This window comes from Kutzneria kofuensis, from assembly GCF_014203355.1.
Taxonomy (GTDB): Bacteria; Actinomycetota; Actinomycetes; order Mycobacteriales; family Pseudonocardiaceae; genus Kutzneria; species Kutzneria kofuensis.
On sequence record NZ_JACHIR010000001.1, the window covers coordinates 7,513,283 to 7,535,569 of the forward strand.

A 22,287-nucleotide genomic window follows, 5' to 3' on the forward strand; every position below is an offset into this window, starting at 1 on the left:
GGACCGGCCCGCCGCGGAACGCGGCGAAAGGAACGCAGTGAGTGTGAGTGGGCCCTTCCAGGCCGGAGACCGTGTGCAGCTGACCGACTCGAAGGGTCGGCACTACACGATCATCCTCGAACCCGGCAAGGAGTACCACACCCACCGGGGCGCGCTCGCGCACGACGACCTGATCGGCAAGCCGGAGGGCTCGCTGATCACGTCCGCGGCGAACACCTCCTACCTGGCGATGCGCCCGCTGCTGCCGGACTACGTGCTGTCCATGCCGCGCGGCGCGCAGGTGATCTACCCCAAGGACGCGGCGCAGATCGTCATGTGGGGCGACATCTTCCCGGGCGCCCGCGTGCTGGAGGCCGGGGCCGGCTCGGGCGCGCTGACCTGCTCGCTGCTGCGCGCGGTCGGCGACCAGGGCAAGGTCATCTCGTACGAGGTGCGCCAGGACCACGCCGACCACGCCGTCCGCAACGTGGAGCAGTTCTTCGGCAAGGTCCCGGACAACTGGTCGCTGACCGTCGCCGACCTGGCCGAGCACCCGTCGGCGGCCGACGGCGGCGAGGTCGACCGGGTCATCCTGGACATGCTGGCCCCGTGGGACGTGCTGCCGACGGTCAGGAACGCCCTGATCCCCGGCGGCGTCCTCGTCGTCTACGTCGCGACGACGACGCAGCTGTCCCGGGTCACGGAGGCGCTGCGTGAGCAGCAGTGCTGGACCGAGCCGGAGTCGTGGGAAACGATGATGCGCCCGTGGCACGTGGTGGGCCTGGCGGTGCGTCCGGAGCACCGGATGATCGCGCACACCGCGTTCCTGCTGACGGCCCGCCGGCTGGCCGACGGCGTGGTCACGCCGAAGCCGCAGCGCCGGCCGACCTCGACCGGCAACAACTAGGCGGCCCCGCAGACCTTCCAGCCGCCGTCCTGCTTGACCAGCCGGACGGCGGGAACGTCCACGTCCTGACCCGGCTGCGGGTGCTTGACCAGCACCAACGTGCCGGTGGAGCCGTTGACGGCGAGCTTGCGAACCTCGTACGGCACCTTCACGCCGGCGGCCTGCGGGTTCTCCGACGAGCAGACGACCAGCTTGGCCGCCGCCACGTCGTCGTTGGCGAGGGCGTCGGTGAACTGCTGCGCGGCGGCCGCGGCCAGCGGGTCGACGGGGGCGGCGGCCGGCGAGCCGGCGCCCTGGGGCACCGGCTGGTTCCGGCTGCTGGTGATCGCCACGACGGCCCAGGCGCCGATGCCGAGCATGGCCAGCACGCCCACCGCCGTGCCGCCGATGATCCAGGCGTCCTTGCGCCGGGTCGGACCCCGGCGCACGGTGGACGAGTCGAACGGCGGTTGCTGGAAGCTCACGGCTGATCAGCCTAGCTGCCGCAGATCGTCCAGCCGCTGTCGTGCTGGACCATGGTGATGACGCCGTCCTGGCTCTGCGCCTGGCCGTCCACAGTGCCCTCGGAGTGCACCTTCGCCGCGGCGTGCGTGCTGTCCGACTGCGAGAGGCTCTTCATCTCCATGTGCGCCTGGTTGGCCGGGTTGAATATCGACTTCGGACCTTTCGCGCTGGTCGCGTAGGAGTCCCGGTCCGTGCTGCACACGAGCGGCAGGGCGGCGTCGGCGTCGTGGTTGTTGACGGCGGCGATGAACGCGGTCGCCAGGGCCTTCGGGCTGCTGGCCGGCGCGCCGCTCGATCCGGAGCCGGTGCCGGAGCCCGCGCTGCCGGACGACGGCGGCGAGCTGTGGCTGGTGGTCGGGGTGTGAGTCGTGCTCGTGCCGACCGAGACCGTGGTGTTCTGCGGCGCGTTCGCGTTGTTGAACCACACGATCCCGCCCAGGCCGAGGCCGATGACGACGACAACGCCCAGGACGATGAGGATCGTCCTGGAGTTGTTCGGCCGCGGTGGCTGCGGCGGCAGGCCGCCCGGGTACATGCCCGGCTGTTGCTGCCCGAACTGCCCGTAGGGCTGCTGCTGGGGATACGGCTGCTGCGGGTACGGCTGCTGGGGGTACGGATTCGGGGGCGGCGGCGGGTACTGCTGCTGGCCGTAGCCGGGCTGCGGAGGCGGCGGCGTGTACTGCTGGCCGTACGGATCCGGTGGCTGCGGCGGATAGGTCACTGCGTTGTCTCTCCCCCTGCTGGTTTGCCCTGGGTGACGCCATGGGTATGCCCAGGTGTCCACTCCACGGGACGGTTGTCACGTTCGGGTGGATGTTCACGCTGCCGGCGTGGACACTTCCGGAACCACGGCACTTCCGGTGCCTGAGACGCACGGTAGCGGTTGGGAGGTTCCCCCTGACACCGGTATGGAGTAGTTCATCCGGCCGAGCGGGCGTTTCGTGGCCGTTTCGCGACCAGCGCGCGGCCAGAGGTCCTCTCACTTGTCAGTGATCGCCGGTACCGTGGGAAGACGTAGAGCGGGAGGAGGGTGCCGATATGTCGACCGACCGTCCCGGCAGCCAGCCCGATGAGGGTGGCGAGCTGAACCACGGTGCGAGTGGCGCCGAATTGTCCGCGCAGATCAGGTTCCTCGAGGACGAGATCGCACTGCTGCGGCGCAAGTTGACGGAGTCCCCACGACACGTCCGGTTGCTCGAACAGCGCCTCGCTGAGGCGTCCGAGCGGGTGAGCCAGCTGACCGAGCGCAACACCAAGCTGGTCGACACCCTCCGAGAGGCACGTAGCCAGCTTCTCGCCCTCCGTGAGGAGGTGGACCGGCTGGCCCAGCCGCCCAGCGGCTACGGCGTCTACCTGGCGGGATACGAGGACGGCACGGTGGACGTGTTCACCGCCGGCCGCCGCATGCGGGTGGCGGTGTCGCCGGCCGTCGACGGCGGGACCCTCAAGCTGGGCCAGTCGGTCCGGCTGAACGAGGCGCTGACGGTCGTGGAGACCGGCGGCTTCGAGCGCACCGGCGAGGTGTGCATCCTGCGCGAGCTGCTCAACGACTACGAGTCGGGGGCCGTCCGCGCGCTCGTCGTCGGGCACGCCGACGAGGAGCGCGTGGTGTGGCTGGCCGATCCGCTGGTCGACGCCCCGCTCAAGCCGGGCGACTCGCTGCTGGTGGACTCCAAGGCCGGCTACGCCTACGAGCGGGTGCCCAAGGCCGAGGTCGAGGACCTGGTGCTGGAGGAGGTGCCGGACGTCGACTACCGCGACATCGGCGGCCTGTTCCGGCAGATCGAGCAGATCCGCGACGCGGTGGAGATGCCGTTCCTGCACGCCGAGCTGTTCCACGAGTACCAGCTGCGGCCGCCGAAGGGCGTGCTGCTGTACGGCCCTCCCGGCTGCGGCAAGACGCTCATCGCCAAGGCGGTGGCGAACTCGCTGGCCAAGCAGGTCGCGGCGGCCCGGGGTGACGACGACGGCCAGGCCAAGTCGTACTTCCTCAACATCAAGGGCCCTGAGCTGCTCAACAAGTTCGTCGGCGAGACCGAGCGGCACATCCGGCTGATCTTCCAGCGGGCCCGGGAGAAGGCTTCCGAGGGCACGCCGGTGATCGTGTTCTTCGACGAGATGGACTCGATCTTCCGCACCCGTGGCTCGGGCGTGTCCTCCGACGTGGAGACCACGATCGTGCCGCAGCTGCTGGCCGAGATCGACGGCGTCGAGGGCCTGGAGAACGTCATCGTGATCGGCGCCTCCAACCGCGAGGACATGATCGACCCGGCCATCCTGCGCCCCGGCCGGCTCGACGTGAAGATCAAGATCGAGCGGCCGGACGCCGAGGCGGCCAAGGACATCTTCTCCAAGTACCTCAACGAGACGCTGCCCATCCACACCGACGACCTGGCCGAGTTCGCCGGCGACGCCAAGCGCTGCATCAACGCGATGATCCAGCACACGGTCGAGCGGATGTACGACGAGTCCGACGAGAACCGGTTCCTGGAGGTCACCTACGCCAACGGGGACAAGGAGGTCCTGTACTTCAAGGACTTCAACTCCGGCGCGATGATCCAGAACATCGTCGACCGCGCGAAGAAGGCGGCGATCAAGGCCGTGCTGGAGACCCGCGAGCCGGGCCTTCGAGTGCAGCACCTGATCGACGCCATCGTCGACGAGTTCGCCGAGAACGAGGACCTGCCCAACACCACCAACCCGGACGACTGGGCCCGCATCTCGGGCAAGAAGGGCGAGCGGATCGTGTACATCCGCACCCTGGTCACCGGCAAGAACCAGGAGTCGGGCCGCGCCATCGACACGGCCAGCAACACCGGTCAGTACCTGTAAGTCCGATTCACGTGAACGGCCCGGGTCCTCGGACCCGGGCCGTTCGTGACTCTTTCGGGCGAGGACTCGGCCCGATTTTCGTAACCATTCGGTAAATCCTGGAATAGGGTCGATCACCACTCTGCGTGGTCATTCGCTCGTGCTGTCGTGCGAAAGCCGGGTCGCCCGGTTAGCGTCTTGCCGTCAACCGCGTTCGAAGGGGGAGACGTGCTCGAACGACTCGGCCTGGGGCTGGCCGCGCTCGGCCGGCCCGCGTACATCAACCTGGGTCGGCAGGGCGCGCTGCCCGGCGTGCGGTCCGTGCCGGCGATGCGGGCGGCCGCGTGGAAGGTGTTGGACGAGGCCTATTCCACCGGCATTCGCTGGGTGGACGCCGCCCGCTCCTACGGCCGGGCCGAGGAGTTCCTGGCCGGTTGGCTGGCCGACCGCGGGCACCAGGACGTCACGGTGTCCAGCAAGTGGGGCTACGCGTACGTGGCCGACTGGCGGCCGGACGCGCCGGTGCACGAGGTCAAGGAGCACAGCCTGGCCCGGTTCGAGCAGCAGTGGGCCGAGACCGACGCCCTGCTCGGCGACCGGCTCGCGGTGTACCAGGTGCACTCGCTGACCGCCGACAGCCCGTTGTTCAACGACCCGCTGCTGCAGCAGAGCCTGTTCGAGCTGACCGACCGCGGCATCCGGATCGGGTTCTCCACCACCGGGCCGGCGCAGGCGGACACGATCCGGCGGGCCATGGGGTTGACCGTGCACGGGAGGCCGTTGTTCAGCACCGTGCAGTCGACATGGAACGTGCTGGAGACCTCCGCCGGGCCCGCGCTGGCCGAGGCGCACGAGGCCGGCCTGCACGTGCTGGTGAAGGAGGCGCTGGCCAACGGCCGGCTGGCCGTCGAGCCGCCGGCCGAGCTGCTGGGCATCGCCGAGCGGACCGGTGTCGGCACGGACGCCGTCGCGCTGGCCGCGGTGCTGGCGCAGCCATGGGCCGACACCGTGCTGCTGGGCGCGGCCAGCCCCGCTCAGCTGCGGGCCAATCTCGCCGCCGCGCGGGTGGCGCTGCCCGGCCGGGACACGCTCGCCCACCTCGCCGTGGAGCCCGGCCGCTACTGGGGGCGTCGCGCCGAGCTGGCGTGGAACTGACCGGTCGAGCGCGGGGCCGTGATCGCCGACTACTACCCTCGGGTGATTCCTTGAGACGAATCCCGGAGGGGGCAACGCGTTGCGTCGCGCGTACGTGGTCGTCGGCATTCTCGTGCTGACGGCGTCCTGTTCAGGCAAGCCCAACGACCTGCGGCACTACGCGACCCAGGACCCCGTCGCCACCACCACGTCGACAGCCGCCCCCAGCGCCACGTCGCACCCGACCACGCCGACCACCACCACGAACAACGCCGCGCAGCTGGCCAACCAGGTCACCGCCGGGCTGATGATCGATTCTTCCGTCGCCGAGATCGGCTTCCACCCCAGCGTGCCGCAGAAGTCCACCCTGCTGTCCACGCTGCCCGCCTGCTCCGCGCCGCTGACCAAGCCGGCGGCGGCCGCCGCCGGCGGGCAGACCGGCTGGGTCGGCAACAGCTCCGTGACCACGCTGACCGAGTACGTCGCCGTCTACCCGGCGACCACCGCCGCGCAGGTCCTCGCCGCGACGAAGGCCGCCTTGACGTGCTCCCAGGCCACCAAGTACACCCTCGCCAAGGCTCCCGCCGGCGTGGACGCCAGCTACAGCTGGTGCGAGAAGGGCAGCCAGCCCAGCTGCACCCTGTTGCTGGCCAAGGGGCACCTGTTCGCCCGGGCCCAGGTGATCACGACGTCGGAGGCCAAGGCGCAGAACCTGCTCCGGGACATCGCCACCCCGGCCGCCGCCCGCCTCGTCGCGGCCCCTACGGATTGAGGGGTTCGGTTCTCGCCGAGATCCCCGTAGCCTGAAGCCGCCGCGCACCTGGCTGGGGACGCGGCGGCTTCAGGACACCGGGCCCGGCGGGTGCGGGAGTCCCACCTTCGGCGAAGGCAACCGATCCCCCCTCCTGGCCGGTTGCCGTCCACCACCCGGCGGCCGCAACCGTTCCCCCAGGCCGGTTGCCGCCCACTTGCCCGGCGGGTGCAACCGGTCCCCCCGGGCCGGTCACCGCCCACCACCTGTCGGGTGCAACCGGTCCTCCTCGGTCCGGCTGCCGCCCACTACCCGGCGCTCGCGATCCCGGTCCCCCTCGGCCCGGTGCCGCTCACTTCCCGGTAGGTGCAACCGGTCACCCCTCATGGCCGGTTGCCGCCATGACATGTCTACCGGGCGATTGTTGTTCAGTGTCGCTCCCGGCCCTCCGAACAACGAGCCCTGAACAACGCGCAGGGGTTGCGCCGGGGTTGTAGAACGGGGGGACCAGCGGTTCTGCGACGGGAGAGACAGGGATGTCCAGCGAGCAGACGCACGTCATCGTCGGCGCCGGCATGGCCGGTGCGAAGGCGGCCGAGACGTTGCGTGCGGAGGGCTTCGACGGTCGGATCGTGCTGATCGGCGCCGAACAGGAGCGGCCGTACGACCGGCCGCCGCTGTCCAAGGGCTACCTGCTCGGCGACCAGGACCGGAACAGCGTCTTCCTGCACCCGCTGGAGTGGTACGGCGACAACCACGTCGAGCTGCTCACCGGCCGCCGGGTGGCCCGGCTGGACCGCGCGGCGCACGAGGTCGAGCTGGCCGGCGGCGAGCGCATCGGCTACACGAAGGCGCTGCTGGCCACCGGGTCCTCGCCGCGGCGGCTCAAGATCGACGGCAGCAACCTGGACGGCGTGCACTACCTGCGCCGGTTCAGCCAGTCCGACGCGCTGCGCGAGGCCTTCGCCACCGGCGGCCGCGTCGTGGTCGTCGGCGCCGGCTGGATCGGGCTGGAGACCGCCGCAGCGGCGCGCAAGGCGGGTTGCGAGGTCACCGTCGTCGAGCCCATGGCCACGCCGCTGCACGGGGCGCTCGGGCCGGAGATGGGCACGTTCTTCGGCGACGTGCACCGCCGGCAGGGCGTCGACCTGAGGCTCGGCGTCGGCGTCACGGGCTTCACCGGGGCCGGCAAGGTCTCGGCCGTCGCCACCGACGCCGGGGAGATCCCCGCCGACATCGTGGTGGTCGGCATCGGCGCGCGGCCCAACGTCGAACTCGCCGAGGACGCCGGCCTCACCGTGGACAACGGCGGCGTGCTGGTCGACGCCGCGCTGCGCACCGAGGACCCGGACGTCTTCGCCGCCGGCGACATCGCCAGCGTGCCCAATTCGCGCTACGGCCGCCGTATTCGCGTCGAGCACTGGCAGAACGCCGTGGATTCCGGCCCGTCCGCCGCGAAGGCGATGCTCGGTCAGGACGTCACCTACGACCAGCTCCCGTATTTCTTCACCGACCAGTACGACCTCGGCATGGAATTCGCCGGCTGGTTCCCGCCCGGCGGATACGACCGGGTCGTCACCCGTGGCGACGTCGACGGCCAGGCCTTCTACGCGTTCTGGCTGGCCGGTGACGAGGTCGTCGCCGGCATGCACGTCAACCTGTGGGACGACGGCATCGGGCCGGTGCAGGAGCTGATCCGCAGCCGCAAGGCCGTCGACGCCGACCGGTTGGCCGACCCGGGCACCCCCATCGCCTGATTCGTTGTCCGGCCTCGTCGGGCGCTTGCCGAACAACGGCAAGTGCCCGATGGTGGTCGGGAACGACGAGGGGGGTGGATGGGGATGCCGCGTGCCGAGCGCCCGTTGGAGAACGGGCCGCTGCGCGATTTCGCCGCGGGACTGCGTCGATTACGGATCGATGCGGGCAGTCCGCCCTATCGCGAGTTGGGCGCGCGGGCGCACTATTCGGCGAGTGTTCTCTCCGACGTCGCCGGCGGGCGCTGACCGAACCCGTTGTCGTCGAGGACGGGCCGTGCCCCTATGTCGGCCTTTCCTCGTTCCAGGCCGACGACGCCGCGCTGTTCTTCGGGCGGGAGCGGCTCGTCCGGCAGGTCGGCGAGCAGCTGGGCGAGCGCCGGTTCGTGGGTGTCTTCGGGGCGTCCGGGGCGGGCAAGTCGTCCCTGCTCCGCGCGGGCGTCGCCGCGTCCGCGCAGTGGTCGTCCCTCGTTGTCGTGCCCGGACCACATCCGTTCGAGGAACTCGCCGGCCGGCTGTCGGTGCCCGTCGACGAACTCGCCGAGCATCCGTCGAACCTGGCCATGGTGCTCCGGCAGCGCGACGTCGAGCTGCTGGTCGTCGACCAGTTCGAGGAGATCTTCACGCTGTGCGGCGACGAGGAACGCACCCGTTTCGTCGCCGCGTTGACCCACCCCGCCCTCCGCGTCGTCATCGGCGTCCGCGCCGACTTCTACGGCCATTGCGGGCAGTACCCCGAGCTCGTCGCGGCGTTGGACGGCGGCCAGGTGCTCGTCGGCCCCCTCGCCTCCGACGAGCTTCGGCGCGCCATCATCCGCCCGGCCGCCGTCGCCAGCTGCGTGGTCGAGGAAGCTCTCGTCACTCGGCTGGTCGCCGACGTCGGCAACCAGGTCGGGGCGCTGCCGCTGCTGTCGCACGCCCTGCGCGAGACCTGGCTCCGCCGCCAGGGCATCTCGCTGACCCTCGCCTCGTACGAGAAGACCGGCGGCCTCCAGCACGCCCTGGCCCAGTCCGCCGAGCAGACCTTCACCTCGCTCACGCCGACCCAGCGGGCCAGGGCCAGGCAACTCTTCCTCCGCCTGGTCGCCCTCGGCTGTACGACGTGGCCGACCCGGCCGCCGTCAAACAGGTGGATGTGGAGCAGACGCAGAGCTGGCAGGTGAAGACCTCGGACGCGGGCATGACCCTCGTCGCGGGGCCCGGCCCGGTCCCGACAGCCGCCAGCGCCGACGGCAAGATCCTCGCCAGGGCGGCCGGCGACGGCAAGGTGGTGGTGTCGGGCCTGCACAGCATGGTGATCGACGCGAACCTGGACCATGTGCAGGCGATCGCCGTCGCCGGCAACGGCGATGTCTACGTCAGGACGGCAACCAACCTGTCCATCTGGCACACCGATCCGAAGCTGCTGCACGACACGGCCTGCCGGCTCGGCCCCATTCCCGAATCCCAGTGGCAGCAGTACTTTCCGGGGTTCGAGTACCGGTTGCCGGGGTGAGGGGGAAGCCATGTGGGACCTGGCGTGGCGGGAGATCGCGGCCATCGACGCCGCGCTCGCCGACGGGGTGATCGACCAGCAGGGCTGGCACGACGCCATGGCCGGCCTGCTGCGTGAGCCGTACCTGGGCGCGAAGACACCGTGGGAGCAGTCGGGCAAGTCGGGGACGGAGCAGGACTGGGTGCGGACCCGGAAGGTGGTCGTCGAGGCCCTCGACCGGCACGGGAGTTTCCTGGATGTGGGCTGCGCCAACGGATACCTGATGGAGTGCGTGGCGATCTGGGCGGGGGAGAAGGGCCTGGACGTGCAGCCGCACGGCGTGGACATCGTGCCGGAGTTCGTCGAGCTGGCCCGCGGACGGCTGCCCGGCTGGACCGATCGCATCCACCTCGGCAACGCCCTGACCTGGAATCCGCCGCAGCGCTACGACTTCGTGCGGACCGGCCTGGAGTACGTGCCGGCCAACCGGCGGCGGGACTTCGTGACCCGGCTGCTGGCCGACGTGGGCGACCGGCTGATCATCGGACCGTACACAGTGGACATCGGCGACGAGGAGACCGAGCACGAACTGGCCGACTGGGGCTTCACGTTGAGCGGCCGCGTCGAGACCCCGCACGAGAAGCCCGGCGGCGTCCGGAAACTCCTCTGGGTCGATCAGTCGTAGTAGCGTCGCAGCCACTCCAGGGCGATCGCCCGCCCGTCCGGCACGAAGTCGGTCGTCGGGTCCCGCAGCTGGCGGGCGAGCTCGTCCAGGTCCATCCACTCGCCGGAGACGATCTCCTCGGGCTGGTGCCTGATCGGCCCTTCCCATGTCGTCTCGTACACGAAGTTGTGGCACCGCACCGGCGGCTCGTCGAAGGTGAACCGGTACAGGAACCGCAACGGCGCGCCGGTGATGCCCAGCTCCTCGGCCAGCTCCCGCACCGCCCCGTCGGCCGGGACCTCGCCCGCGTCGACCACCCCGCCGACCCCGCAGTCCCGCAGCCCCGGAAAGACGTCCTTGTCCGGGCTGCGGCGATGCACGTAGACCCGACGGCCGTCGGCGGACCGGACCCAGATCGCCGTCGCCGCGTGCCACAGCCCCTCGGCCCGCATCCGTCCCCGGGTGACGGTTCCCACGGGCGAGCCGTCGGGGGAGTACAGGGCGATCAGCTCGTCGGCGGCCACGAACCGATCTTCGCACGTCATGAACCGTGACCGGATGTGAGGCGTATTCGACCGGGACCCTGCCGGACCGAGGAGCCGATGGTGAACAAGAGCATCAAGGTGGCGGTGGCGGTGCTCGCGCCGCTCGCCGTCCTGGGGACCTGCGCGGCCGTCATGCAGGCCGCGAACGCCGACCCGGTCGCGCTGCAGCCCAGAGTGACCCTCGCCGGCTCGGTGCTGCCGCGGTTGGCGCAGTCCGCCCGCATCGGCGACGTGCCGGCCGACAAGCAGCTGTCCGTCGCGGTCAGCCTGACGCCGTCGAACTCCAAGGAGCTGGACGAGTTCGTCAAGCAGGTCAGCGACCCGCGGTCGCCGGTGTACGGCAAGTACCTGACGCCGGAGCAGTTCACGGCCAAGTACGGCGCCTCGCAGAACCAGGTCGACCAGGTGACGACGTACCTGAAGTCGAAGGGCCTGACCGTCGACTCGGTGGCGGCCAACCGCCTGATCGTGGACGCCAGCGGCCCGGCGTCGGCGATGGAGCAGACGTTCGGCACGCGCCTGTCCACCCGCCGCGACGCCAGGACCGGCCAGGAGTACTACGCCAACGACTCCGCCCTGAGCCTGCCGGGCAACCTCGCGTCCGCTGTCAGCGACGTTGCCGGCCTGGACAACCACCGCAAGCTGTCGCACCCGCCGCTGCGGCAGCGGGCCGTCCGCGGCGTCACGCCGGCGCAGCTGAACGGCGCGTACGACGTCAAGGGCCTCAACGCCACCGGCGCCGGGCAGCAGGTGGCGGTGTTCGAGCTGGACGCCTTCCAACAGCAGAACATCGACGCCTACGACAAGCAGTTCGGCCTCACGCCGCCGCAACCGGTCGTCAAGAAGGTCGACGGCGGGGTGGCGCTCGGCGAGGGGCAGACCGAGGTGGAGCTGGACATCGAGGCGATCCAGGCGATCGCGCCGAAGGCCCAGCTGACCGTGTTCGAGGGCCCCAACAGCAGCCGCGGCGTGATCGACACGTACGCGGCCATCGTGAACAGCAAGATCCCGGTCGTGTCGATCAGCTGGGGCGGCCCGGAGGAGGCCGGTTCGCAGGCCGACCTGAAGGCCCAGGACACGCTGTACAAGCAGGCCGCGGCCCAGGGGCAGAGCCTGTTCGCCGCCTCCGGCGACAGCGGCTCCGACGACATCGGCAACGGCGGCACCAGCGTCGACTTCCCGGCCAGCGACCCGTTCGTCACCGGCACCGGCGGCACGCACCTCGTCGTCAGCGGCACCAACGCCCGCACGAGTGAGACCGGCTGGGACGGCTCCGGCGGCGGCAACTCCGTGCTGTTCAGCGCCCCCGACTACCAGGCTGACCTCGGCAACAAGGCGCGCATGGTGCCGGACATCGCCGCGGACGCCGACCCCGCGACGGGCCTGGCCGTGTTCAGCAAGGGCCAGTTCGGCGTCGTCGGCGGCACCAGCGCGGCCGCGCCGCAGTGGGCTGGCTTCGCGGCGCTGTACAACCAGCTGGCCTCGGCCGCCGGCAAGCCGAACCTCGGCTTCGCCAATCCGGCGCTGTACAAGCTGGCCGGCACCGCGGCGCTGCACGACATCACCAGCGGCAGCAACGGGGCCTTCACCGCGGCCAAGGGCTACGACCGGGTCACCGGCCTCGGCAGCTTCGACGCCGCCAAGTTCGTCCAGACCATGCTCGGCACCTGACACCCCCGTACCAGATTTTAAGTGTGGGAACGGACCATTCCTCAACTCCGAGTTGAGGAATGGTCCGTTCCCAACACCGAGGGGTAGTCCTCAGGGTGGATTCGTGGTAGCGACGTCAGGATGACGACTGGTGATCCACTAGGTCCCTAGCGTCTCCGGGCGTGAATCCACGGATCGTCACCCGACTCGCCCTGTCGGACCTGCGCCGCCACCCCGGCCGGACCCTGCTGCCGGGGCTGGCCCTGCTGGTCGGCGTCGCCTGCCTGATCGCCTCGCTGATGCTCGGCGACGCGATGGACGCCGCCGTGAAGGCGGGCGCGGAGCGGGTGCCGCAGCCGGTGGGCGTGGTCGTGTCGACGGTCGGGGACGAGAGCAAGGCGCCCGACCTCGACGACGTCGCCCGGCAGCTCACCGGCGCGCCGAACGTCGCCAAGGTCGTGCCGGTCCAGAAGGTGTCGATCGACATGATCGGCGCGGACGGGCGGGCGCTGCCGAACCGACTGACCGCGGCCATCGACCCGGGCGACCCGTCGCTGAACCGCTACGCGCTGCAGGACGGCCACACGCCGGCCGCTGACGGCGAGGTGGCCATCGACAAGGTCACGGCGTACCAGCGGCACCTCTCGCCGGGCAAAAAGATCGAGCTCGTGGACGCCGCCGGCCACCCGGTGCCGGTCACGGTCAGCGGCGTGACGCAGATGGGCAGCCACGGCGACGAGCCGTTCGTCATCGTCGGCAAGGACCTGGCCGCGAAGCTGAATCCCCGCTTCGACACCACCGAGCTGGATCTGCTGCTCACGCCCGGCACGAGCGACATCGCGGAGCGGGCGAACCTGGCCCAGCAGCTCGGCCAGGGCATCAGCGTGACCACTGCCGACGGCGAACGTTCCATCCAGGCTTCCGACAACACGGTCCGGGTGCTGCTGTTCCTGTTCAGCATCCTCGCCCTGGCGACCTCGGTCTTCGTCGCCGGCGCCACCTTCCGCGCGGTCTACCTGCAGCGGCAGAAGCAGACGGCGCTGCTGCGCTGCGTCGGCGCGGACCGCACGCCGATCGTGTGGGCCAACCTCATCGAGGCGCTGATCACCGGCGGCCTGTCCGGCACGGTCGGCGCGCTGCTCGGCGGCACGGTCGCCCGGCTACTCGGCTGGATCCTGGACGTCACGGGCGTGTCCACGATGCTCGGCGCGACCCAGCTGCAACCGGCGGCGCTGCCATCCATCGGCTATCTGATCACCGGGATCATCGTGGCGGCGGCGCTCAGTGCGTTCGCCGCCGTGCGGCCGTCGCTGGCCGCCGCTCGCGTGTCGCCGCTGGCGGCGCTGCGGCTGGCCGACGAGGCGACGCCCGAGCGTCGCACAGTCCGCGCCCGCAACGTCCGCGGCTGGCTGCTCGTCGGGGCCGCCGTGCTGTTCGCTCTCGGCGCACTGGCCACCCAGCGGTCCATCGGCTCCCCGTTCTTCGCCCTGTTCTCCGGCATTGCCGCGGTCGCTGGCGTCTTCGGCTCGTTCGGGCCCCGCATGGTGCCGTTCCTGGGCCGCGGGATCGGCTGGATCGCCGGCAAGGTCTTCGGCCCGCACGTCCGCCTCGCCGGCATCGAGCTGGGCCGGGTACCGCAGCGCGCCGCGTCCGTGGCGATGCCGCTGGTGCTGGCCAGCGCGATCGTGGCCGGCGCCGTCGTGCTCATCGGCACGGCCCGGGACATCGCCTTCTCCCAGGGCGATCCGACGCGGCCGGACGCGCAGATCGCCGACACGGGTCACCGCCCGCTCGGCCCGGACGTGCTCAAGGCCGCCCAGCAGCCCGAGGTCGACCAGCTGCTGCCGATCAGCGGCGGCGGCAGCGGCATCACCGTCAACGGCGCCAGGATGGGCGTCGCAGGCGTCGATCCCGCCAAGCTCGACGCGTACCTGCAGGCCGTGCACCAGCCCGTCGCCACCAAGTTCGGCCCGGACAGCGCCCTGGTCGGCGGCTGGCGGCTGGGCGACAACAAGGTCGAGGTCGGCCAGCAGGTCACCATCAGCGGCCTGGCCGGCGGGCCGCGCACCGTGACCGTCGTGGGCACGCTGCCCCGGGTCGACCTGGACTTCGCGGACGTGCTGGTCGGCGATCCGAGGATCGCGCCGGTCAGTGCCGTCGTGGTCAGCGTGAAATCCGGCTTCGACCAGGCCGCCTACCGCAACGCGGTGCTCGCCGCCCTGCCCAACTCGCCGACCGTGACCGTGACGACGGCGTCGCAGAGCACCGAGGAGACGCAGCGCAACCTGGACCTCGCCGCGGTCACTCTGATGGTGCTGCTCAGCCTGAGCGTCGCCGTCGCGGTCACCGGCATCGGCACCGCGTTGAGCATCTCCGTGCAGGAACGGCGCAAGGAGGTGGCGCTGCGGCGGGCGCTCGGCGTGACCCGATTGGGTGTGACGGCGGGCATCCTGGCCGAGGCGGTGCTGCTCGCGCTGACCGGACTGGTCGGCGGCACGATCCTCGGCACGGTGTACGCGGAGCTGCTGATCGCGGGCATGGGCGTGCACACTTGGCCGAGCCTGCCCTGGGGCCAGCTGGCAATCGGGGGAGCCGCGGTCGTGGTGCTGGCTGTGCTCGCCGCCGTAATGCCTGCTCGGACGGCCTCCCGGGTGCGCCCGGCGGTGGGACTGGCCGGTTCGTGAACCTGGTCACCGTGCTCGCTTGTCGGTCCGACGTCGTAGGCTGCTGACATGCGGCGGATCATGGGCACCGAGGTCGAGTACGGCATCTCCGTACCCGGCGACCCGACGGCGAACCCGGTGTTGACCTCGACCCAGGTGGTGTTGGCGTACGCGGCGGCGGCGGAGATCCCGAGGGCGCGGCGCGCCCGGTGGGACTACGAGGTGGAGTCGCCGCTGCGCGACGCGCGCGGCTTCGACCTCGGGGCCCCGGGCGTGCCGCCGTCCGACCCCGACGTGGAGGACCTCGGCGCGGCCAACGTCATCCTGACCAACGGCGCCCGGCTCTACGTCGACCACGCGCACCCGGAGTACTCCGCGCCCGAGGTCACCAACGCCCGCGACGCGGTGATCTGGGACAAGGCCGGCGAGCGGATCATGGAGGAGGCCGCCATCAAGGCCGCCTCCGTGCCTGGCCAGCCGCGGCTGCAGCTGTACAAGAACAACGTGGACGGCAAGGGCGCCAGCTACGGCACCCACGAGAACTACCTGATGTCCCGCAGCACCCCGTTCACCGCGGTGATCGGGGGCCTGACCCCGTTCTTCACCTCGCGCCAGGTGGTCACCGGCTCCGGTCGGGTCGGCATCGGCGCCTCCGGCGACCACGCTGGCTTCCAGCTGTCCCAGCGCGCCGACTACATCGAGGTCGAGGTCGGCCTGGAGACCACGCTCAAGCGCGGCATCATCAACACCCGCGACGAGCCGCACGCCGACGCCGACAAGTACCGCCGGCTGCACGTCATCATCGGCGACGCCAACCTGGCCGAGTACTCCACGTATCTCAAGGTCGGCACCACCGCGATCGTGCTGGACATGATCGAGGCCGGCCGCCGCTTCGACGACCTGCGGCTGGCCGACCCGGTGCGGGCCGTGCACACCATCAGCCACGACCCGACGCTGAAGGCCACCGTCGAGCTGACCGGCGGGCGCAAGTTCTCCGGCCTGGACATCCAGTCGGCCTACCACGAGCGGGCTGCCGCGTTCCTGGACGCCGAGGGCAGCGGCGACCGGGTCGCCGCGCACGTGCTCAAGACGTGGGGCGAGGTGCTGGACGCGCTGCGCCGGGACCCGATGGAGTGCGCCGACCGGCTGGACTGGCCGGCCAAGCTGCGCCTGCTGGAGGGCTACCGCAACCGGGACAACCTGGCCTGGGGCTCGCCCCGGCTGCAGCTGGTCGACCTGCAGTACTCGGACGTGCGGCTGGACAAGGGCCTGTACAACCGCCTGGTGACCAGGGGCTCGATGAAGCGCCTGGTCAGCGAGGAGGAGGTGCTGGCCGCCGTGCAGACGCCACCGGAGGACACCCGGGCCTACTTCCGCGGCCGCTGCCTGGAGCGCTACCCGACCTCGGTCGCGGCCGCGTCCTGGGACTCCGTCATCTTCGACATCGGCCGCGAGTCGCTGGTCCGGATCCCCACGCTGGAGCCGCTGCGGGGGACGAAGGCGCACGTCGGGGCGCTGCTGGAGGCCGCGAACACGGCCGAGGAGCTGGTGGACGCCCTCACCAGGGGGTAGACACGCGTTGATCACGACCCGAGTGGCTCAGAGACGAATGTCAGTGCCGCTGGGTAGTGTTGTGACCAGGCCAACCAGTCACCGGGAGGCGGCAATGGCTCAGGAACAGGTTCAGCGTCAGGGTGGGGGCGACGGCGACGAGGGCGCCGACGGCGCCGCGGCCGCGGGTCAGGAGCGCCGGGAGAAGCTCGGCGAGGACGTCGACGCCATCCTCGACGAGATCGACGACGTGCTCGAGGAGAACGCCGAGGACTTCGTGCGCGCGTACGTGCAGAAGGGCGGCGAGTAGGCCCCAGGTCCACTGCGACCAGTGGCCAACCCGTGACACCGACTCCACAGGCGGCAGGGAGAAACAGCACTACATGGAGCACAACTCGAACACGGGCGCGGCACTGCCGGCGGCCTATCTCACGCCGGGCACGTCCTCGTTCGTGGATTTCCTGCGCGCACAGGCGCCCGAACTGCTGCCGTTCAACCGGGTCTCGCCCGGCGCACGGCCGCTGGAGCTGACCCACGGCACCACGATCGTCGCCGTCGCCTACAAGGGCGGCGTGCTGATCGCCGGTGACCGGCGGGCCACCCAGGGCAACGTGATCGCGCACCGTGACATGGACAAGGTGTACGTCACCGACGAGTACTCCGCGGTCGGCATCGCCGGCACCGCGGGGCTCGCGGTGGAGATGGTCCGGCTCTACCAGCTCGAGCTGGAGCACTACGAGAAGCTCGAGGGCGTGACCATCACGCTCGACGGCAAGGCCAACCGGCTGGGCGCGATGATCAAGGGCAACCTGGAGGCGGCCATGGCCGGCCTCGTCGTGCTGCCGCTGTTCGTCGGCTACGACGTCGACGCGCCCGACCCCGACCGGGCCGGCCGGATCGTCACCTACGACGTCACCGGCGGCCGGTTCGACGAGCACGCGGGCTACCACTCGATCGGCTCCGGCTCGGTGTTCGCCAAGGGCTCGTTGAAGAAGCTGTACGACCCGGACGCGGACCAGGACGCGGCCGTGCGCACCGCCATCGAGGCGCTCTACGACGCCGCCGACGACGACTCCGCGACCAGCGGGCCCGACCTGGTGCGCCGGATCTTCCCGGTCGTCATCACCGTCAACGGGGTTGACGGCGCCGTGCGGCTGCCCGACGAGACCGCCGCCGCGGTGTCCGAGGCGGTTGTCGCGGACCGCACCCGCAGCTGAGGTCCGCCGCGATGACGTATCCACGAACCACAGGAGCCGCACAGTGACGTTGCCGTTGTACGCATCCGCCGAGCAGGTGATGCGGGACCGCTCGGAGCTCGCCCGCAAGGGCATCGCCAAGGGCCGCAGCGTCGTCGTGCTCACCTACACCGACGGCGTGCTGTTCGTCGCCGAGAACACCTCGTCGACGCTGCGCAAGGTGTCGGAGATCTACGACCGGATCGGCTTCGCCGCCGTCGGCCGGTACAGCGAGTTCGAGAGCCTGCGGGTGGCCGGCGTTCGCCACGCCGACCTTCGCGGCTACCAGTACGACCGCCGGGACGTGAACGCCCGCTCGCTGGCCAACGCCTTCGCCGGCCTGCTCGGCTCGATCTTCACCGAGCAGATCAAGCCGTTCGAGGTCGAGGTCTGCCTGGCCGAGGTCGGTGGCTCGTACGGCACCGACCAGCTCTACCGGCTGACCTACGACGGCTCCATCTTCGACGAGCCCAAGTACGTCGTCATGGGTGGGCAGGCCGACGCCATCTCCGGAGCCCTCAAGGACTCCTTCCAGGACGACGCCCCCCTGGCCGACGCCCTGCGGGTCGCTGTCGCCGCCTTCGACGCCGGCAGCCCCGCCAGCAACGGCGCCCGTTCGCTCGAGGTCGCCGTCCTGGACCGCAAGCGCCCGCGCCGGGCGTTCCGGCGGATCCAGGGCAACGTCCTGGAGCAGTTGCTCGCCTCGACCAAGCCCGCCGAGGCGGAGCCGCCCGCCGCCGAGGAGCCGGAGAAGCCGGCCGAGTAGCCCGCTTCCGGTTCCCGCTTCGTCAATGGCCCCGGCCACCTCGGCCGGGGCCATTGCTGTGCGCGTCAGCGATACACGGTCAGCGCGGTGCGGCGGGCCTTGAACGTGAACACGGTGCCCTCGGGGCCGACCTCGCCGTCGGTGGCGATGGCGACGGCCCGGCCGTGCACGCGGACGTCGAAGCCGGGCAGGTCCATCTGCCGGTAGGTGTGGCTGCGGTGCAGGGCCCCGGCCAGGGCGGCCAGCACGAATCGGATGCGCGAGAACGGCACGTCGGCGCGGATGAAGCGGACGTCGAGCAGCCCGCTGTCCAGCCGTTGCCGAGTAGCCGGGGCGAAACCCCGTGGCAGGTACGGGTTGTTGCCGACGAACACCATCCACACCGTCTGCCGGCGGCCGTTCAGGGTGACGGTCAGCGGCTCGGCCTCGTGCAGCACCCGAACCAGCGCGTAGGCGCCGGCGGGCCACTTGCCCAGGCGCTTGGCGTGCTTGTCGCGCAGGCGAACCAGGTCGGGGTAGCCGCCGAGGCTGGCGGTGTTCAGGAAGATCGTCGGCTCGGCGCCGTCGACGGACACGGATCCGAGGCCGATGGCCATGCCCTCGCCGGATTCCGTTGCGGTGCGGGTCTGCTCCAGGCTGGCGACGCCGATGTCCCGGGCGAAGTGGTTGAGGGTGCCGGCGGGCACCACGGCCAGCGGCAGGCCGGTGCCGGCGGCGACCGAGGCGACGGCGGCCACGGTGCCGTCACCACCGGCGGCGCCGAGCGCCCGCACCGCCGAGAAATCCTGGTCGGCGAGATCGTCGATGCGGATCACGGTCGCCTTGGGCCAGGCGGCCTTGATCTCGTCGGCGGGATCGGTGTCGTCGGGGCCGGAGTTCGGGTTGGCGACGATCGTCAGCCCCTCGCCGTCCTGCAGCACGGGCGTGCGGACGGGCACGGCCGACTCGGCCGGCTGGCCGACGCCGACGGGCCACCAGCGCTGCGTGAGCAGGCCCAGGCCGAGCCCGAGCGCGGCGCCGCAGACCACGTCGGACGGCCAGTGCACGCCGGTGTGCACGCGCGAGTACGCCACGGCGGCGGCGACCGGCGCGACGAAGGCGGCGGCGACCGGCGACTCCAGGGCGACGGCGGTGGTGAAGGCGGCGGCCGACGCGGCATGGCCGGAGGGGAACGACGACGACGTGGGACGGCGGGTCAGCCGGCGGGCGACGGGCACCAGGTCCGCGGCCGGCCGCCGGCGCGGGAAGATCTGTTTGCCCAGCGCGTTCGCGGTGAAGCTCGCGCCGGCGATGGCGACCACGCCGCGCAGCGCCGCTCGCCGCCCCCGACCTGGGATGGTGGCCAGCACGGCCGCGGCGGTGAACCAGATCAAACTGTGATTCGCTGAAGTCGACAGCTTCTTGACGACAACATCGGCGCGGGACGGCCGCAGAGCCGCCGACCTGCGCATCAGGGCCTCGTCGAGGCGGTTCACGGAGCGCACGTTATGCGAAGGTAGCCGAATTTTCGGCTCGATCCCCGAACGGCGCACGGTCAGTCGGCGTCGGACCGCCTACTGTGAAGGGATGCAGCGGCGGATCTTCGGAATCGAGACCGAGTTCGGGGTGACCTGCACGTTCCACGGGCAGCGTCGGTTGTCACCCGACGAGGTGGCGCGGTACCTGTTCCGGCGCGTCGTGTCGTGGGGGCGCTCCTCGAACGTCTTCCTGCGCAACGGCTCGCGCCTGTACCTGGACGTCGGCTCCCACCCGGAGTACGCGACCGCCGAGTGCGACGACCTCACCCAACTGGTCACGCACGACAAGGCGGGCGAGCGGATCCTGGAGGACCTGCTCGTCGACGCCGAGCGGCGGCTCGCCGACGAGGGCATCGGCGGCGACATCTTCCTGTTCAAGAACAACACCGACTCGGCCGGCAACTCCTACGGCTGCCACGAGAACTACCTGGTCGCCCGGGCCGGCGAGTTCTCCCGCATCGCGGACGTGCTGCTGCCGTTCCTGGTGACCCGGCAGCTGATCTGCGGCGCCGGCAAGGTGCTCCAGACCCCGCGCGGCGCGGTGTACTGCCTGTCGCAGCGGGCCGAGCACATCTGGGAGGGTGTGTCCAGCGCGACCACCCGGTCCCGGCCGATCATCAACACCCGCGACGAGCCGCACGCCGACGCCGAGCGCTACCGGCGGCTGCACGTGATCGTCGGCGACTCGAACATGTCCGAGGTGACCACCCTGCTCAAGGTGGGCAGCGCCAACCTGGTGCTGGAGATGATCGAGCAGGGCGTGCAGTTCCGCGACTTCAGCCTGGACAACCCGATCCGCGCGATCCGCGAGATCAGCCACGACCTGACCGGCCGCCGGCTGGTCCGGCTGGCCGGCGGCCGGGAGGCGTCCGCGCTGGACATCCAGCGGGAGTACCACGCCAAGGCGGTCGAGCACGTGGCGTCCCGCGCCGGCGACGCGACCGCGCAGCGGGTGGTCGACCTGTGGGGCAAGGTCCTGGACGCGGTCGAGCAGCAGGACCTGTCCAAGATCGACCGGGAGATCGACTGGGCGGTCAAGCACCGGCTGATCGAGCGCTACCAGTCCAAGCACGGCCTGGAGCTGTCCAGCCCCCGCATCGCCCAGCTGGACCTGGCGTACCACGACATCCGGCGCGGCCGCGGCATCTTCGATCTGCTGCAGCGCAAGGACCTGGTGCACCGGGTGACCGACGACGGCGAGATCGAGGCGGCCAAGGACACCCCGCCGCAGACCACCCGGGCCAAGCTGCGCGGCGACTTCATCGCCGCCGCGCAGGCCGCCGGCCGGGACTTCACCGTGGACTGGGTGCACCTCAAGCTCAACGACCAGGCCCAGCGCACGGTCCTGTGCAAGGACCCCTTCCGCGCGGTCGACGAGCGCGTGGAACGCCTGATCTCCAGCCTCTGACGGACGACGCGAAGGCCCGCCCTCACGACCGGGGCGGGTCTTCGCACGTCACGGGGTGGTGATGATCAGGAGGAGGACGTCGATCAGGGCTACGGCCATCGCCGCCTGGAACGGGTGGCGGCGGCCGTACAGGAGGACGATCGCCGACAGCGGGACGGCGTACAGGTTGAGAACGGCGCCGGCGGCCAACAGCAACACCACCGTCGCGGCCCAGCTTCGGCGCGGACCGAGGCGCTGGGGGAGCCCCCGGACGCCGGTGGCCAGATCGGCGGCGACATCGGGCAGCGTGTTGGCGAAGTGCGCGCCGGAGCCCAGCAGCGCGCCGGCGACCAGCAGCCACCACGGCGGCGTCGCAGGCAGCCCCAGGACGACGAACGCGGGCCCTGCGGCGAAGGACAGCGCGTACGGCAGCACCGACAGCACAGTGCCCTTCAGGACCGCGTTGTAGCTCCACGCGCTGAGCACGGCGAACAGATGCACCACACCGGCCACGAGCCCGGACAGGAACGACAGCGGCACCACGGCGACGGCCGCCACCACGAACGCCACCAACACCGTCCGGGCGCTCACGTCGCCGTTCGGAATCGGCTTGTCGGCCCGCTTCGCGGCGGCGTCGCGATCGCGGTCCAGGTAGTCGTTGAGCCAGCCCACGGACAGCTGCCCGGTCAGGATGGCCGCGCCGACGGCGGCGATGCCCGCCGGCGACCGGCCCCACACCACCGCCAGCCCCATGAAGATCACCGTGACGGCGGCGGCCGGCGCCGGGTGGCTCGCGCGGACCAGTCCGCTGACCGTGGACACGATCCACTACTCTGCCGCAACCGGCCGGGATCGGCCCGGACGAGGATGGTGTTGTGCCGGCGACCGATCTGACCCACGCCCAGGTGGCGCGGCGTCCCGACGCGCCCGGATGGACGATTCGCCCGACGGCCGCGTGGTTGCTCGGACACGGCGACCGGCGACGGGGTTAGGGT

20 protein-coding genes are annotated in these 22,287 nt (G+C 71.1%); 15 read left to right on the top strand and 5 right to left on the bottom strand.

Going from position 1 to position 22,287, the window contains the following annotated elements; translation table 11 throughout:
* Positions 1 to 37: 37 nt before the first annotated feature.
* Positions 38 to 886, top strand: coding sequence for a tRNA (adenine-N1)-methyltransferase (locus tag BJ998_RS34330; protein ID WP_184867461.1), 849 nt, complete (start codon positions 38 to 40; stop codon positions 884 to 886).
* On the opposite strand, the gene BJ998_RS34335 is transcribed toward BJ998_RS34330, so the two are convergent.
* Both BJ998_RS34335 and BJ998_RS34340 read right to left on the bottom strand, forming a co-directional pair.
* Positions 883 to 1,350 carry a hypothetical protein gene (locus tag BJ998_RS34335; RefSeq protein WP_184867462.1) on the bottom strand — a complete coding sequence of 156 codons (468 nt, stop codon included), beginning with the start codon at positions 1,348 to 1,350 and terminating at the stop codon, positions 883 to 885. The genes BJ998_RS34330 and BJ998_RS34335 overlap by 4 nt on opposite strands.
* Positions 1,351 to 1,361: 11 nt before the next feature.
* Positions 1,362 to 2,111 carry a hypothetical protein gene (locus BJ998_RS34340; RefSeq protein WP_184867463.1) on the bottom strand — a complete coding sequence of 250 codons (750 nt, stop codon included), beginning with the start codon at positions 2,109 to 2,111 and terminating at the stop codon, positions 1,362 to 1,364.
* Positions 2,112 to 2,428: 317 nt separating this feature from the next.
* On the opposite strand from BJ998_RS34340, the gene arc reads away from it, so the two are divergent.
* From arc to BJ998_RS34375, 7 genes are all read left to right on the top strand, one after another.
* Complete coding sequence (gene arc / locus BJ998_RS34345) at positions 2,429 to 4,222, top strand: proteasome ATPase (RefSeq protein ID WP_184867464.1); 1,794 nt, start codon at positions 2,429 to 2,431, stop codon at positions 4,220 to 4,222.
* 207 nt (positions 4,223 to 4,429) lie between these two features.
* Positions 4,430 to 5,356, top strand: a complete 927-nt coding sequence (locus BJ998_RS34350; RefSeq protein ID WP_184867465.1) for an aldo/keto reductase — start codon at positions 4,430 to 4,432, stop codon at positions 5,354 to 5,356.
* Positions 5,357 to 5,435: 79 nt separating this feature from the next.
* Positions 5,436 to 6,107: a hypothetical protein gene (locus BJ998_RS34355; RefSeq protein ID WP_184867466.1), complete on the top strand. Its 672-nt coding sequence runs from the start codon at positions 5,436 to 5,438 to the stop codon at positions 6,105 to 6,107.
* Between the two features lie 515 nt (positions 6,108 to 6,622).
* On the top strand, positions 6,623 to 7,843 hold the full coding sequence (locus tag BJ998_RS34360; RefSeq protein WP_184867467.1) for an NAD(P)/FAD-dependent oxidoreductase: 1,221 nt from the start codon (positions 6,623 to 6,625) through the stop codon (positions 7,841 to 7,843).
* Positions 7,844 to 7,917: 74 nt separating this feature from the next.
* Positions 7,918 to 9,003, top strand: a complete 1,086-nt coding sequence (locus tag BJ998_RS34365; RefSeq protein ID WP_376775955.1) for an nSTAND1 domain-containing NTPase — start codon at positions 7,918 to 7,920, stop codon at positions 9,001 to 9,003.
* Positions 8,970 to 9,335: a hypothetical protein gene (locus BJ998_RS34370; protein ID WP_184867469.1), complete on the top strand. Its 366-nt coding sequence runs from the start codon at positions 8,970 to 8,972 to the stop codon at positions 9,333 to 9,335. Before BJ998_RS34365 ends, BJ998_RS34370 begins: the two co-directional genes overlap by 34 nt.
* A 10-nt stretch (positions 9,336 to 9,345) precedes the next feature.
* Positions 9,346 to 9,999, top strand: coding sequence for a class I SAM-dependent methyltransferase (locus BJ998_RS34375; RefSeq protein ID WP_184867470.1), 654 nt, complete (start codon positions 9,346 to 9,348; stop codon positions 9,997 to 9,999).
* Here the strand turns inward: BJ998_RS34375 and BJ998_RS34380 are convergent.
* Positions 9,990 to 10,523, bottom strand: coding sequence for an NUDIX hydrolase (locus tag BJ998_RS34380; protein WP_184867471.1), 534 nt, complete (start codon positions 10,521 to 10,523; stop codon positions 9,990 to 9,992). The genes BJ998_RS34375 and BJ998_RS34380 overlap by 10 nt on opposite strands.
* A gap of 60 nt (positions 10,524 to 10,583) precedes the next feature.
* On the opposite strand from BJ998_RS34380, the gene BJ998_RS34385 reads away from it, so the two are divergent.
* The 6 genes from BJ998_RS34385 (at position 10,584) to prcA (ending at position 18,388) form a co-directional block, all read left to right on the top strand.
* Positions 10,584 to 12,194 (top strand): S53 family peptidase, encoded by a 1,611-nt coding sequence (locus BJ998_RS34385; RefSeq protein ID WP_221338214.1) that lies wholly within the window; start codon positions 10,584 to 10,586, stop codon positions 12,192 to 12,194.
* A gap of 161 nt (positions 12,195 to 12,355) precedes the next feature.
* Positions 12,356 to 14,857 carry an FtsX-like permease family protein gene (locus BJ998_RS34390; protein ID WP_312890459.1) on the top strand — a complete coding sequence of 834 codons (2,502 nt, stop codon included), beginning with the start codon at positions 12,356 to 12,358 and terminating at the stop codon, positions 14,855 to 14,857.
* Positions 14,858 to 14,905: 48 nt separating this feature from the next.
* Positions 14,906 to 16,408, top strand: a complete 1,503-nt coding sequence (dop, locus tag BJ998_RS34395; RefSeq protein WP_184867473.1) for a depupylase/deamidase Dop — start codon at positions 14,906 to 14,908, stop codon at positions 16,406 to 16,408.
* A gap of 94 nt (positions 16,409 to 16,502) precedes the next feature.
* Positions 16,503 to 16,697 (top strand): ubiquitin-like protein Pup, encoded by a 195-nt coding sequence (locus BJ998_RS34400; RefSeq protein WP_184867474.1) that lies wholly within the window; start codon positions 16,503 to 16,505, stop codon positions 16,695 to 16,697.
* 73 nt (positions 16,698 to 16,770) lie between these two features.
* Positions 16,771 to 17,604, top strand: coding sequence for a proteasome subunit beta (prcB, locus tag BJ998_RS34405; RefSeq protein WP_184867475.1), 834 nt, complete (start codon positions 16,771 to 16,773; stop codon positions 17,602 to 17,604).
* 43 nt (positions 17,605 to 17,647) lie between these two features.
* On the top strand, positions 17,648 to 18,388 hold the full coding sequence (gene prcA, locus BJ998_RS34410; protein ID WP_184867476.1) for a proteasome subunit alpha: 741 nt from the start codon (positions 17,648 to 17,650) through the stop codon (positions 18,386 to 18,388).
* A gap of 65 nt (positions 18,389 to 18,453) precedes the next feature.
* On the opposite strand, the gene BJ998_RS34415 is transcribed toward prcA, so the two are convergent.
* Positions 18,454 to 19,839, bottom strand: coding sequence for a bifunctional phosphatase PAP2/diacylglycerol kinase family protein (locus BJ998_RS34415; protein WP_184869123.1), 1,386 nt, complete (start codon positions 19,837 to 19,839; stop codon positions 18,454 to 18,456).
* A gap of 115 nt (positions 19,840 to 19,954) precedes the next feature.
* Here BJ998_RS34415 and pafA point away from each other — a divergent pair, with 115 nt between their 5' ends.
* Positions 19,955 to 21,313, top strand: coding sequence for a Pup--protein ligase (pafA, locus tag BJ998_RS34420; RefSeq protein ID WP_184867477.1), 1,359 nt, complete (start codon positions 19,955 to 19,957; stop codon positions 21,311 to 21,313).
* Positions 21,314 to 21,361: 48 nt separating this feature from the next.
* On the opposite strand, the gene BJ998_RS34425 is transcribed toward pafA, so the two are convergent.
* Positions 21,362 to 22,114: a UbiA family prenyltransferase gene (locus BJ998_RS34425; RefSeq protein WP_312890461.1), complete on the bottom strand. Its 753-nt coding sequence runs from the start codon at positions 22,112 to 22,114 to the stop codon at positions 21,362 to 21,364.
* Between the last annotated feature and the right edge of the window lie 173 nt (positions 22,115 to 22,287).